The organism is Vreelandella nanhaiensis (assembly GCF_003990185.1).
In the GTDB taxonomy this organism is placed as follows: Bacteria; Pseudomonadota; Gammaproteobacteria; order Pseudomonadales; family Halomonadaceae; genus Vreelandella; species Vreelandella nanhaiensis.
In genome coordinates, this window is the sequence record NZ_RZHF01000004.1 from 38,437 (window position 1) to 50,741 (window position 12,305).

Annotated in this window: 12 protein-coding genes and 1 pseudogene; 4 read left to right on the forward strand and 9 right to left on the reverse strand. The window is 57.9% G+C overall.

Annotated elements, in window-relative coordinates; genetic code table 11:
• The first annotated feature begins 68 nt into the window (after positions 1–68).
• Positions 69–3,857, forward strand: coding sequence for an exodeoxyribonuclease V subunit beta (gene recB / locus ELY38_RS00555; protein WP_127059585.1), 3,789 nt, complete (start codon positions 69–71; stop codon positions 3,855–3,857).
• Positions 3,854–6,160, forward strand: coding sequence for an exodeoxyribonuclease V subunit alpha (recD, locus tag ELY38_RS00560; protein ID WP_127059586.1), 2,307 nt, complete (start codon positions 3,854–3,856; stop codon positions 6,158–6,160). The genes recB and recD overlap by 4 nt, the downstream gene beginning before the upstream one ends.
• A 181-nt stretch (positions 6,161–6,341) precedes the next feature.
• Here recD and ELY38_RS00565 read toward each other — a convergent pair whose 3' ends face one another.
• From ELY38_RS00565 to ELY38_RS00575, 5 genes and pseudogenes are all read right to left on the reverse strand, one after another.
• On the reverse strand, positions 6,342–7,370 hold the full coding sequence (locus ELY38_RS00565) for a DUF5677 domain-containing protein (RefSeq protein ID WP_127059587.1): 1,029 nt from the start codon (positions 7,368–7,370) through the stop codon (positions 6,342–6,344).
• Between the two features lie 34 nt (positions 7,371–7,404).
• The gene (locus tag ELY38_RS19565) at positions 7,405–7,626 is read right to left on the reverse strand and encodes a glutathione S-transferase C-terminal domain-containing protein (RefSeq protein ID WP_340148024.1); all 222 of its coding nucleotides are present in this window, start codon (positions 7,624–7,626) and stop codon (positions 7,405–7,407) included.
• A complete protein-coding gene (locus ELY38_RS19250) occupies positions 7,623–7,820 on the reverse strand; it encodes a glutathione S-transferase family protein (protein ID WP_246009030.1) in 198 nt (65 codons plus the stop codon). Before ELY38_RS19250 ends, ELY38_RS19565 begins: the two co-directional genes overlap by 4 nt.
• Before the next feature lie 18 nt (positions 7,821–7,838).
• A pseudogene (locus ELY38_RS19570) lies at positions 7,839–7,892 on the reverse strand (hypothetical protein); the annotation flags it as partial.
• Between the two features lie 72 nt (positions 7,893–7,964).
• Positions 7,965–8,660 carry a haloacid dehalogenase type II gene (locus ELY38_RS00575; RefSeq protein WP_127059588.1) on the reverse strand — a complete coding sequence of 232 codons (696 nt, stop codon included), beginning with the start codon at positions 8,658–8,660 and terminating at the stop codon, positions 7,965–7,967.
• A gap of 229 nt (positions 8,661–8,889) precedes the next feature.
• Between ELY38_RS00575 and ELY38_RS00580 the strand changes: the two genes are divergently transcribed.
• Positions 8,890–9,141 (forward strand): hypothetical protein, encoded by a 252-nt coding sequence (locus ELY38_RS00580; RefSeq protein ID WP_127059589.1) that lies wholly within the window; start codon positions 8,890–8,892, stop codon positions 9,139–9,141.
• Between the two features lie 42 nt (positions 9,142–9,183).
• On the opposite strand, the gene ELY38_RS00585 is transcribed toward ELY38_RS00580, so the two are convergent.
• From ELY38_RS00585 to ELY38_RS00600, 4 genes are all read right to left on the reverse strand, one after another.
• Positions 9,184–10,533 (reverse strand): carboxylesterase family protein, encoded by a 1,350-nt coding sequence (locus tag ELY38_RS00585; protein ID WP_127059590.1) that lies wholly within the window; start codon positions 10,531–10,533, stop codon positions 9,184–9,186.
• Positions 10,534–10,645: 112 nt separating this feature from the next.
• The gene (locus tag ELY38_RS00590; RefSeq protein ID WP_127059591.1) at positions 10,646–11,215 is read right to left on the reverse strand and encodes a pyridoxamine 5'-phosphate oxidase family protein; all 570 of its coding nucleotides are present in this window, start codon (positions 11,213–11,215) and stop codon (positions 10,646–10,648) included.
• A gap of 8 nt (positions 11,216–11,223) precedes the next feature.
• Positions 11,224–11,718, reverse strand: coding sequence for a GNAT family N-acetyltransferase (locus ELY38_RS00595; protein ID WP_246009031.1), 495 nt, complete (start codon positions 11,716–11,718; stop codon positions 11,224–11,226).
• Entirely contained in the window at positions 11,708–12,037 is a 330-nt protein-coding gene (locus ELY38_RS00600) for a winged helix-turn-helix transcriptional regulator (RefSeq protein WP_340148028.1), read from the reverse strand. The genes ELY38_RS00595 and ELY38_RS00600 overlap by 11 nt, the downstream gene beginning before the upstream one ends.
• On the opposite strand from ELY38_RS00600, the gene ELY38_RS00605 reads away from it, so the two are divergent.
• Positions 12,023–12,280 carry an SDR family oxidoreductase gene (locus ELY38_RS00605; RefSeq protein WP_246009032.1) on the forward strand — a complete coding sequence of 86 codons (258 nt, stop codon included), beginning with the start codon at positions 12,023–12,025 and terminating at the stop codon, positions 12,278–12,280. The two genes, ELY38_RS00600 and ELY38_RS00605, sit on opposite strands and share 15 nt — an antisense overlap.
• Positions 12,281–12,305: the final 25 nt, after the last annotated feature.

The following is a 12,305-nucleotide window of genomic DNA, read 5'->3' on the forward strand; positions in this document are numbered from 1 at the left end:
TGCCCCAAAACCGCCCCTTATTTCCCATCCGGGGCGTGTTGTTTTGCGCCTGCTCCTGGAGATCAGTGATGAGCTACCCCGCCCCACTCAACCCCTTGAGCTTGCCCCTGCACGGCAGCCGCCTGATTGAAGCCAGCGCCGGTACCGGTAAGACTTTCACCATCGCGCTTTTATACGTGCGACTGGTATTGGGTGGGCGCAGCAAAGAGGACGATGACGCCTTTATTCGCCCGCTGACCCCGCCCGAGATTCTGGTGGTCACGTTTACCAACGCCGCGACTCAGGAGCTGCGCGAGCGGATTCGTAATCGGCTGGTGGAAGCCGCCGAGGTCTTTCGTAATGAGGCAAGTGCTACCCAGCAGGCCGGTGACAAGTTGCTGCTTGCGCTGCGCAGTGAGTACCCACCCTCGGCTTGGCCCGCCTGCGCCCGGCGTTTAGCGCTTGCCGCCGAGTGGATGGACGAAGCCGCGGTGTCCACCATTCACAGCTGGTGCTACCGCATGCTGCGCGAGCACGCCTTTGATAGCGGCAGCCTGTTCTCGCTGAATCTGGAAAACGACCAGCGCGAGCTGGAGCAGGACGTAGTGCGTGACTACTGGCGCAGCTTTTACTATGCCCTGGAGAACAACGCGCTTGAGAGCATTGTGGGCTACTGGCAGTCCCCCGATGACCTGCACGCCAGCCTGCAGCGCCTGTTGCCCGAGTGCGACGCACTCGGCGAGCAACGCCCGGAGCCTGCACAAACGCTGACTACCTGCCAGGCCGCCCGTGCCGCCAAACTTAATGAGTTAAAAGCCCCTTGGGCTGCCTGGCTGGATGAGCTGGTGCCCGCCCTGGAAGAGGCCGCCAAGCAAAAAGCTTTCAAAGGGCAAAGCTTCAATGCTAAAAGCCGCGCCAACTGGCTGGGGGCGCTGCGCGAATGGTGCACAGGCGACACAGACCGCCCTCAGCTTACCGATGCCGCCTGGAAGCGCATGACGCCTGACGGCATGGCCGATATTTGGAAAGTGGGCGCGCCGCCTTGCCCTCATGTATGGGAAGCGCTTGCCCAGCTACCCGGCGAGCTTAACGCCCTGCCCGAGCCACGTAATGACCTGCTGATTCACGCCGTGCAGTGGTGCCGCAAGCGCCTGGAGCGCGAGCAGGAGCGCCGCGCAGAGATGGGCCCCAACGACCTGCTCACGCATCTGGACCGCGCCCTGCAAGGCCCCAACTGTGATGCGCTGGCCGCACAGATTCAACGCCAGTTCCCGGTCGCGCTGATTGATGAGTTTCAGGATACCGACCCGATTCAGTACCGTATTTTTAACGCGGTGTATAAGGTGTCTAGACCACGCCGTGACAGCGCGGTGATGCTGATTGGCGATCCCAAGCAGGCCATTTACGCCTTCCGTGGCGCGGATATTTTCACCTACCTGAAAGCCCGCCAGGACACTGCTGGCCGCCACGTCACGCTGGGCACCAACTTCCGCTCCTGCAAAGCGATGGTCGATGCGGTGAACCACTGCTTCCACTACGCCGACCAGCACGACACGGGCGCGTTTTTATTCCGTGACGAAGGCGGCGATAACCCGCTGCCGTTTTTACCGGTGGGCGCCAAAGGCCGCGACGACCAGCTGGTGCTAAACGGCGAGCCGCTGCCCGCCATGACGCTGTGGCAGCTGGACGCTGACGAGCCGCTTTCCAAAACCGCTTACCAGCTTGAAATGGCCGAGCGCTGCGCTTCGCACATGACGATGTTACTGGAGGCGGGCCGCAAGCAGCAGGCAGGTTTTGAAACCGCGGGTAAGCTAGCCCCGCTAAAGCCTTCCGATATGGCGGTGCTGGTCAACGGCCTGCAGGAAGCCCGCGCCATTCGTCTGGCGCTCGCCAGCCGGGGCGTTAAAAGCGTTTACCTATCGGATAACGATAAGGTGTTTAGCTCGCCCATCGCTCAGCAGCTGGAAACCTGCCTGCGCGCCTGCGCCGAGCCCCAGGCCAACTCACGCCAGGCGGAAGCCAAGCTGCGCGCTGCCCTGGCGACGTCACTACTTGGGCTTAGCCTAAGCGAGCTTGACCACCTCAACCAGAGCGAGCTTGCCTGGGAAGCGCGGGTGGAGCAGTTCAGCCGCTACCATCGCCTGTGGCAGCGCCAAGGCGTGCTGCCGCTGGTGCGTAAGCTGATGGTGGATTTTAATATCCCCGCCCGGCTGCTTGAGTTTACCGACGGTGAGCGCTTGCTAACCGATTTGCTGCACCTGGGCGAACTGCTTCAACAGGCAAGCCAGGAGCTGGACGGCGAACATGCTTTGATTCGCTTTCTTTCTGAGGCGATTGCCGACCCGGAAAGCCACGGCGACAGCCATAAGCTGCGCCTGGAAAGCGATGCGGATCTGGTCAAGGTGGTGACCATTCACAAATCCAAAGGGCTTGAGTACCCGCTGGTATTCTTACCCTTTATTGCCAACCACCGCCCCACTAAACAGGGCGATGTGCCGCTGCGCTGGCACGATGGCGAAGGCAATTTACAGCTAAGCCTAAGCGCCGATGAGGAAACACTGGCCACCGCCGACCGCGAGCGTTTAGGGGAAGATTTACGCAAGCTTTACGTGGCTCTTACCCGCGCCCGCCACGCCACCTGGTTGGGGCTCGCGCCGTTAAAAGATGGCGAAGGCAGCGCCCTGGGTCACTTGCTCAATGGTGGCAGCGCCATTGCCCCCTGCCAGTTTGGCGAGGCGCTTAGCGCGCTGGTGAACGAAAGCGAGATTTCCCTAAGCTCCGCACCAGAACCCACATCGCTGCGCTTTACGCCCGCCCAGCAGCAAGAGTCGCTGGGGTACGCACGCACGCCCTCACGCTCCGCCCGCGAGCAGTGGTGGATTGCTAGCTACTCGGCGCTGCGCACCACCGCCGCCGTTTCAGGGTTGTCATTCAACGCGGCCGCCTCGCCTACGCCGGAGCCCACCACACCTCAGGAAGCGACCACGTTTGAAATGCTGGATGAGCCGCAAGACCTGCTACAAGGCTCCCCGCTAATCGGTAGCGCGCCGAGTGTAACCACTCACTCCCCTCTTCACTCACCCCTGCAGGTCGACAGCGACCAGCCAAGTGCAGCTACCAGCCACCTGCACCGCTTCCCGCGCGGCCCCGGCCCCGGCACCTTCTTGCACGGCTTGCTGGAGTGGGCAGGCCAGCTGGGCTTTGCCAAGGCGCTTGAAGATGCCGCCGCCCGTGAAGACACCCTGCGCCGCCGCCTGCAGCTGCGCGGCTGGCAGGCGTGGTATGAGCCGCTGGCGGGCTGGTTTGAGAATCTGCTCAGCACCGCGCTGCCACTTCCCCGCCAGCACGGGAACGTGGCGCTTAATCAGCTAAGCGGCTATCAGGTAGAGCTGGAGTTCTGGTTTGCCGCCCATCAGGTGGATACGCAAGCGCTGGATGCGCTGGTTAGCCAGCACTTACTCCCCGGCATGGCCCGGCCCGCGCTGGATGCCGACACGCTCAACGGTATGCTGAAAGGCTTCATTGATTTGGCGTTTGAGCACAACGGGCGCTTTTACGTGCTGGACTGGAAGTCCAACTATCTGGGCGCGGATGACAGCGCCTACACCTTTGATGCATTGAGTGCCGCGCTGCTTGAAAAGCGCTACGATCTGCAAGCCGCGCTTTACCTACTGGCGCTGCACCGGCTGTTAAAAGCCCGCCTGCCGGACTACAACCCGCACAAGCATCTGGGCGGTTCGTTAACGGTATTTTTGCGCGGCAGCCGTACCATCGCGCGCGGTGTACACCCAGAGCCCGCGCCGGTTGAGTTAATCGAAGCGTTGGATGCGTTATTTGCAGGCACGGCCAGCAACATAGGCCTTAAGGAAACGGCATGAAAGATGTATACACTCTTGACCTGTTCGGCGACAGCGAGCCGCCAGCGCCCAAGGCCGTCTCCCCAAAACCGGTTAGCCGTGCGGTAGACGCTCATGCCGATAGCCATGCCGTGGAACCTCGCACCCTACAGCCGCACCCTGCGCTTAGCGATATGGGCGCCCTACTGGCACTTTGCGAGCGCTGGGTAGCCAGAGGCTGGCTGCGCGACCTGGACCGCGCGCTGGTAAGCTTCTTCGCCCGCGAGGCAGGCCAGGTGCCACCGCTACTCCTGCTCGCCACCGCACTTGCCAGCCACCAATTGGGGCGGGGCCATGTATGCCTGGATTTAAGCGCCACGTTAAGCGCGCCGGATTTCGCCCTTTCGCTACCGCCTGAAGGCGATGATTTGAGCGACCCGCCGCCGCTTCCCAGCGAAGTGCTGGCCACGCTAACGCTTGCCGAGTGGCAGGCGGCGCTTGAGCACCCCGCGCTGATCAGCAACGGCCACGGCAACACGCCGCTGGTGCGCTCGGACGCCCCACACACCACGCGGCTTTACCTGCGCCGCTACTGGCAGTACGAACAGACCCTGCATCAGGAAATCACCGCGCGGTTAAGCGTCACTGGCGCAGGGCCAGCTCACAAGGCAAGGCTCACCATTGGCCGCTCTTTACTGCTTAAAGACGCCCTGGATACGCTATTCCCCGCCACCGACACGCTGGACTGGCAGAAAGTAGCCTGTGCGCTGGCGGCCCGCAGCCACTTTGCGATTATTACCGGCGGCCCCGGCACGGGTAAAACCACCACCGTGGTACGCCTGCTCGCCCTGCTGCAAACCCTGCAACTGGCCCACTCACCCGAGCAAGCGCTGCGCATTCGCCTGGCCGCCCCCACCGGCAAAGCCGCCGCCCGGCTCAATGAATCCATCGCCGGGCAGGTAAGCAACCTGCCCATGAGTGCACTGGAATCGCTACTAAGCGAGCGCGCCGGTACAAAAACTTCCAGCGCCGTCACGATACCTACGGAAGTCACCACCCTGCACAGGCTGTTGGGTGCAAGGCCGGATACCCGCCACTTCCGCCATAACCCCAACAACCCGTTGGCGTTGGACGTGCTGGTGATCGATGAAGCCTCGATGGTGGATATCGAAATGATGACCGCCGTGTTAAGCGCTCTGCCCGCTCACGCCAAGCTGGTGCTGCTGGGCGATAAAGACCAGCTCGCATCCGTTGAAGCCGGTGCCGTACTAGGTGATTTATGCCGCCGCGCCGAGGCCGCCCACTACACGCCGGAAACCGCCCAGTGGCTTGCCGAACTCACCAGCCAGCCGCTACCCGAAGCGCTGACCTGCCCCAACGGCCAGGCGCTTGACCAGGCGATTACCATGCTGCGGGTAAGCCACCGCTTTGACGCCGCCAGCGGCATTGGCCAGTTGGCCGAAGCGATCAACCAGCCGTTAAGTGCCACGCTCAACGAGCGCGATAAACAGAATGCAGTTCACAGCGCCCTGCGCCACGGCTACGCCGACCTGCATCATTTGGTGCTGGGTGGTGAAGACGACAACGCCCTGGAGCGCTTGGTGGTTACCGGCTCCCCCGAACGCTTCCCCAATGCGGGTAAAGGCAGGTGTGATAAGAGAAGTAACCAAGAGCTGGCCCCGCCCACCGGCTACCGGCACTACCTGACGACGTTAAAAAAACAGCGCCCCGATGCAACGCTAACGTTTGAGGATAACCGTGCCGCCTATAACGACTGGGCCTGCAACGTGCTGAAAGCCTATAGCCACTTCCAACTGCTTTGCGCGCTGCGCAAAGGGCCGTGGGGCGTGGAAGGCTTGAACTTACGCATCGCTAAGGTACTGCGCCGCGAGAAGCTTCTAAGCGCAAGCGATATAGAACTGGAGAAAGGCTGGTATGAAGGCCGCCCGGTGCTGGTCACGCAGAACGACTACAGCCTAGGGCTGATGAACGGTGATATTGGCATTACGCTGACAGTGCCCGACCCGCGCATGCCCGGGCGGTTATTACATCGAGTCGCCTTTCCGACCAGCGACTCGGAAAACCCCATCCGCTGGGTGCTGCCTTCCCGCCTGCACGCGGTAGAAACCGTCTTCGCGATGACGGTACACAAATCCCAAGGCTCGGAGTTCTTACACACCGCCCTGCTGCTACCCCAAACGCCCAACCCCATTCTGACGCGGGAGCTGGTCTACACAGGCATCACCCGCGCCCGCGAATGGCTGACCTTGGTAGAGGCCAAACGTGGGATTTTGAATGATGCGGTTGTGAGGGAGGTTATGCGGATTAGTGGGGTTGGAGGTTAATCAAACTGAGAGCATCGGTTCTAGCAGTGTCAGTTATCGGACATAAACGGTCTTATAGGCGACAATGTTATAACGCTCGGCTCAGCTGCGGCAGATATGAAACGTGCTTTGCATTATTGTCTGAACGCTAATAAGTAAAACAAAACATGCGTAGTACTGTCCGTCAGACTAAAACTTTTTGTTATGAGTCATTTCTTTGAATCTCCAAGAATGCATTCCCAACATCTTCTTGATAGTCATCCATAATCTTCATGAGAACAATATGGTCTATCGTAGGCTCTAGCGCTAATAAAGCACATGTTATTTGACATAAACTAATAGCAGTTGCGTGCGCAGGGTCTGTCATTCCTGAATTACTCTGCCCAACAAGCAGAATGTCTTCTTTGGCTTCACGTAGGCCAAGACGACTTCTCATTCCCTTTGAGCCCGCATGTGCGTTCTGACTAGCCCATTTATAATAAGGGCGCATGTGATCCAAGCCGACATCCTTTTCTATCGCAGTGAACCCTACACGCCTATGATTGGGAAATATATTTGAAGCCCACCCGTAGTGATCCCCAAACTTTTTTCCATAATGCGCAATAACCTTATCGTATTCCAATTTGCAACTATCTATTTCCTCTCGTGAGGCGGCTTTTTCCTGAAGTCTGTCTTCGTACTTTTTGTGTTCAAGCATCCCATCGTATGAATCAACAATATCATGAAAATAAAATCTTTCAGCACACTCCTGCCCGTGCTTTGCTATAAACATTGCTGTTGCATTGACTTCATGTAGCGCTCTCCACCTTGCATGAGCTGCATCAGCAAAACCAGACTTAAGAAGATGCAGAATCTCTTGAGCTATATGGCAAGCTCTTGCATGATGCCGGACGACAATATCGAATACTAAATCATTATTCTTTACAGCTGTTGCTCGATATGATGCATTAAACTCTTCTCCTGCCTCTGTACAAATTACAATGTGGGTTTCAAGTAAATCAAATGCTTTAGACCAACGTTTAATGTTACGTGCTTCGAACCCTCTGGCTAGAGTTCTGTGTTCTTCTAGCATCTTCTTCGTTGATTTCTGAAGATTACCTTTGATTAAGTCTACTGCTTCCGGTGTTACATTAGCTATTAGTTGCGTAATATCAATTTTTTCTGCTTGTTCTGGATTAGCCACTATTAGGTCATTAATTGTTTTTAAAAAAGCTTTCTGTAACTTTTCCATTCAATACTCCTTAAAATTTATAACAGGTATTAGACTACACATACTCTGATTGGATAAACTTACTGATAAATGCATTAATCGCCTGAAAGCTCGAACGTGTGATCACGTCTTGTTGCCACGAAGCAAGCGATCGATAGGTCTCCTGCCACGCCAACTCCGGTAGTCTGAAAGCGAGGTAATCCAACGCGACAGCGGCGGCGATATCACCGAGGCTGAGGGTCGAGTCCGTTGGCGCTTCGCCAAGCTCGCGATTCAACTGCTCCAGCAGCCTCTCAATAGCACGCTTTTATCAACCTCATTACCCTCATGCTTTCGCGCAATCACCATCTTAAACGCGGCACCCATCAGATTCTGGCCTAGCCCCGCCAAGTGCAGTATCTCTTCCAAACGGTCGGCGGGTAGCATGGGCCTGTGTGGATAAGCTTTATCCAGGTAAACGGCAATCAGCATCGATTCACTTAGCGTGGTGCCCTCCTCCGTGATCAGTGCGGGAATGCGCCCGGCGGGGTTGGCCTTTAACAGCGCGGGGTCATCGGCCCATAGGTCACACCAAGCACGCGTAGGGCGAGGTGGCGTTCAGGTAGAGTTCCATGGTTACTTCCCTAGCTGCTCGCTTAGCGCAATGAAATCCTCCGCTACGAAATCCCACGCTTCCTCGGCGGCTAAATCTTTTTGCTGCTGCGGGCCGTACTCCGTGGGCCGGGGGATGAACGCCGTTTTCATCCCGAGTGCCCGAGCGGCCCGCAGGTCGGCGTTGTGCGCGGCGCACAGCATCACCTCTTCCGGCGGCAGGCGCAGCAGGCGGCAAGCGCCCAGATAGACTTCCGCATCCGGCTTGTAGTGCTCGAACAGCTCGGCGCAGAAGATCATGTCCCAGGGCAGCTCGGCGTGGCGGGCCACATCCACCATCAGCGAAACGTTGCCGTTGGTCAGCGTTCCGATAATGTAATCTTCTTTCAGTCGCTTAAGGCCGCGCTGCACGTCCGGCCAGGGCGTGAGCTGATGCCAGAAGGGGTTAATGCGATCAATGGTCGCTTCATTCAGCACAATGCCGTGTTGATCGAGAAGTTGGACCAAGCTTTCGCGGTGTAGATCATCAAGGTTCGTCCAGGGGATCTCGCCCTTGCGTACCCTATCCATTGAAGGCGCGTAAAGCTGCCGCCATTGATCCGCCAGCGCTTCACCGGGCAGCTCGTACCCCAGCTCTTTACCAAGTTCTGCGAACTGATGGATCAGGCTGGAGCGCCAATCGACAACAGTGCCGAACACGTCAAAAACGATGGCTTTCATTAACGCCTCCTTTGTCTGATGCTCTTATTAGTCTTGGTAACGTTATAGCAATCAGCAAGTGCCAGCCGAGTATGCTTTGCTTTATTTAACACCTACGAAAGGAAGTGGCGGCCAAGACAGCCAGCGATTACCCCGCGCTTGGTTAAATTTATCCGCAAGCCCGGCAGGTTTCGGCATGCTCTGCCATAGTGAAAGATGACCCAGCCGCCGTACTCATGGAGAAGAGAACATGACCCGTACAACACGCGTAGAGCCCGTCAGTGAAGATCAAGAGGATGCCATCATGGGTTTAGCGTGGCGTGTCATAGACGTTACCGACCCCGACGCCCCACAGGAAATCTCACGCCATAACCTGGAGCCCGAGGCTATCGAAGCGGCGCGGCTCTACGAGGCCGAACCCTCAAACGAACCAGGGTCCGACCCAGACGATACTCAGGATGACGACGCCTCGCAGGAGGGCGTGGGTAAGCGTGACGAATAACTCTTTCAAGATTTATGAACGGTTAGCAGGTTCATGCACCACCTAGCTGGCCTGCCACCACTCCATTATCTGCGGCTCGAGCTGGCCGGTGGGCGGTAGCTGCCCATCTCGCGCAAAGTCGGCCCATAGGGCGCGCAGGCGCTGGCCGTGCTCAAGCAAGGTGGCTTCATCCACGTGTTTTACCAGGTCGGCATACTGCCAGCTGGCGGGCTCGCCCAGCAGCAGCGGAAGCTCAATCGTGTGGGCGGCGCCAAACGGGTAGCGGCCCTTGCCCCAGTCCAGCCTGTAAACGTAGGCGTTGCCACCCGCTTTCGCGTGTCGGCGGGCAAATTTGAGCGCATCCCGTTTGTACACCTTGTGCGTCGTGGAGGCCACCATCGCCCTGGTGGCCGTCTCGCCTATTAAAGGAAGCTTACGCAGCCGCATCAGGTTGGGTGACATCACCAGAAACATGGCGGTTTCTTCGGCAGTGTGGCCAATGAAGACGTCAAACTTCGGTGCGACGCGGCGCCAGGCAGCGTCAGCCTGGGATTCAGCAGGTAGCGGATAGTGGCCGTACTGACTGCCAAACGGCATGGATGATTTCAGCCCAAACCCCCGTGCGGCTTTCGCCACATGAGGCTGTACGCGCAATATCTCATCCAGGGGGGCATCATCTTTTAAGGTCACGGCTTTTTGGCTCATCTTAGCGCTCATTTTCGCCCGACCGCGGCTAATACCCAGCGGCGCACTTTGGATGATAACGCGCTGAAAAAGCCCTTCAGTGCCTTCAGCAATCATCAAATGGGCCGCCGCGTCCCCGCCAGACGAATGGCCGAACAGGGTGACATTGCTGGGGTCGCCGCCCATGGCCGCGATGTTGGTGTTGATCCAACGCAGGGCTGAAATAATATCCAGCAGCCCCAGGTTGGCAGGCCGGTTGGCGTAGCCGCCCAGAAAACCCAACAGGCCAAGCCGGTAATTCACAGCGACCACGATCACGTCTTGTTCAAGCGCCAGCGGGCGCACGTCGAACACCGAAAGATCCCCAGCGCCAAACACATAGGAGCCACCGTGTATCCATACCATCACAGGGCGCGGCCCCGTGGAGGGGCTATCCGGCACGGTGACTGACAAATGCAGCTCACCTTCGCGGGGGTGAAACTCTCGGGCGCTAACGCCGAGTGCTTCATTCAGCTCAGGAATCGTGTTTTGCGGTAAGGCGGGCGACCACTTGGTGGCGTAGATGAGATCGGTGGCTGGCGGTTCGTCTTCTGGGGCGCAGAAGCGCTGAGTGCGGGCGTAGAGAATGCCCGTCGCGCGTATAACGCCACGATCCCGCCAGCCGATGATCTCGCCAGCGGGAATGGTAAAGCGCGGGGTGTCTTGCTCAATAGGCTCGGCGTGGTGCATGTGGCTCCTTGAGGTTTGAAAGTTATCACTAATGAGTAGCCTATATCGTCGCGGGCTGAAGCCAGCTCCTACAAAAAAGTGTGTAAGCTATTTGCGTTAGCTGGCGCGGTCATCATGGCACCAGCCATTGCCCTGCCCAATTATCCGTCCGCTTGAACGCTGCGCGGCGGTGGCATTGGCCCAGGTGTAGCGCTTCTATAGCCTGAATATCCAACCACAACACCGCAAAAGCGCTTTTGTCTGGCGTCTTGGTATAAGCCAATGAATCAGCAATCGGCTCACCCGGCGCCGGGCTGCTGCTGTAGGCGCTGCGTGTGTGCTCGGGCAGGCGCTGCCACTGCTCGCTTACTGATTCGCCGGTCAGGATGGTGACGTTGGCCTTTATACGTATTTGCAGCTGCTCACCAGCATCCCATACGTGTAGCGCGGCAACGGGCGTGGCGCTCAGAGCATTGACCTTTTCTGAGTGAATATCCGTATAGATGGCAAGCGTTGCTGCCTGCTTATCGGCGCCTCGTAACACCACCGTGCGCGCTTGCGGCATGCCGTTTTCACTTACGGTGACCAAGGTGGGATGGCGAGCCGGTGTGTGGCGATCACCGACACCCTGGATCAGGCGCGCCCAAAGGTGGTCATAGAGTAGCGGCAGTTTTTCTGCCCAGGGGTGAGAGCTTAATGCCATGAGGGGCCTTACATTGATGGCTGTAAAGACATCTTAAGCGCTTGATAGCGATTGGGCTTGTCGCATTTGAAAATATATAGCGAAGCTCTTACGCTTCGCCCCGCCGCCGTTGATAAACGAGTAAAGCGCGATATCCGCTCGAAACTCCCAACCCAGATTGCTCCAGAAGCGCTTACCCGCTTCGTTTCCACCAGAATCATCAAGTGGGATTTTTGGATGCCTTCGTTTTTAAGCGCATCCAAGCAGAGCTTTACCAGTTTTGAGCCGATGCCCGCATTGCGATGGGAGGCCGCGATCGCCAAATGCTGAATAAATCCCCGGTGGCTGTCATGGCCGCCCATAATGGTACTCACCACCTTTCCCTCTGCTTCGGCCACAAAGCTTAAACCGGGGTTACGCTGCAAGTACCGGTCAATGCCCCCGCGGGAATCCGCATCGCGCAACCGCACATCTTCTGTTCTTAGCCATAGCGCCACGGCGGCGTCGTAATCTTCAATCGTCATAGGGCCGGTAGTGCATCAGGTGGCTCTCAACAGGTAGCGACATCATCTTGATCGTTCTGCTGGGCAGGGTTGGCAACATCATCTTCTGCTCTGCCCACTTCAGCAAGGCATCCAGCGCCGGGCAGAGCGTTTGGCCCCACTCGGTGAGGCGATACTCCACTTTCGGCGGCACCTGTGGATAGACTTTGCGGGCCACAATTCCATCCGCCTCTAACTGGCGTAGCTGTTGAGCCAGCATTTTCTGGGAGATGCCTGGGATGAGTTTTTCAAAATCTGAGTAGCACTGAACGTTGCCATCAAAGAGATGGAAGAGAATGATGAGCTTCCAACGCCCTTTGAGACAGACGCATCCGTTGCCCTAGCTGAGCGGCTTGCCCAGCAGGCAGGCACCGATTACGAAAGCGGCAAGCAGGTCATCATAGAATCGCTGGGCGGCATTCCGATTGGCCCACCCTCAAAACCTGTTGAGGTGGCCAATCTGATTGCGTTTCTGGCGTCACCGTTGGTAGCCACCACGAGAACGGAGTACGTGATCGGTGGCGGCGCCGTGACAGTTACTTGAGGGGTAACGCAGCTTTATGCGACTC